Source organism: Melaminivora alkalimesophila (assembly GCF_000282995.1).
GTDB lineage: Bacteria > Pseudomonadota > Gammaproteobacteria > Burkholderiales > Burkholderiaceae_C > Melaminivora > Melaminivora alkalimesophila.
In genome coordinates this window covers 1-666 of sequence record NZ_ALEE01000274.1, presented here as the reverse complement: position 1 = coordinate 666, position 666 = coordinate 1, and the positions used below count along the sequence as shown (strand labels likewise).

Here is a 666-nt window from a genome sequence, read left to right as displayed (position 1 = left end):
AGGCCGTGCGGCCCGCGTAGTCCTTGAAGGCCTGCTCCATCAGCTGCGCCAGCGAGGTGTATTGCCCCGGGTCGATGTCGGCGGGAACCCCCGGCGGGTAGGCGGCAAGCCACGGACGGTCGGTCATTGTCGGTCTCCTGAAGTTTCTTGTTGCGGATGAATTGGAACCTTACTCGATGGCCTTGCCGATGTCCTCGACCACCTTCTTGGCATCGCCGAAGACCATCATGGTCTTGTCCATGTAGAACAGCTCGTTGTCCAGACCGGCGTAGCCCGCCGCCATGGAACGCTTGTTGACGATCACGGTGCGCGCCTTGTAGGCCTCCAGGATCGGCATGCCGTAGATCGGCGAGCCCTTTTGCAGCGCGGCCGGGTTCACCACGTCGTTGGCGCCCAGCACGATCGCCACGTCCGTCTGGCCGAACTCGCCGTTGATGTCCTCCATCTCGAACACCTGGTCGTAGGGCACTTCCGCCTCGGCCAGCAGCACGTTCATGTGCCCCGGCATGCGCCCGGCGACCGGGTGGATGGCGTACTTCACGCTGATGCCCTTGTCGGTGAGCTTTTGCGCCAGCTCCTTGACGGCGTGCTGCGCGCGCGCCACCGCCAGCCCATAGCCGGGAACGATCACCACCGTCTCGGCCTGGCTCAGCAGGAAGGCCACGT

The 666-nt window shown here is 64.6% G+C and carries 1 protein-coding gene; it reads right to left on the bottom strand.

Going from position 1 to position 666, the window contains the following annotated elements:
* Positions 1-169 precede the first annotated feature (169 nt).
* On the bottom strand, positions 170-666 hold a 497-nt coding region (locus tag A612_RS05110), incomplete at its 5' end, for an NAD(P)(+) transhydrogenase (Re/Si-specific) subunit beta (RefSeq protein WP_019373462.1).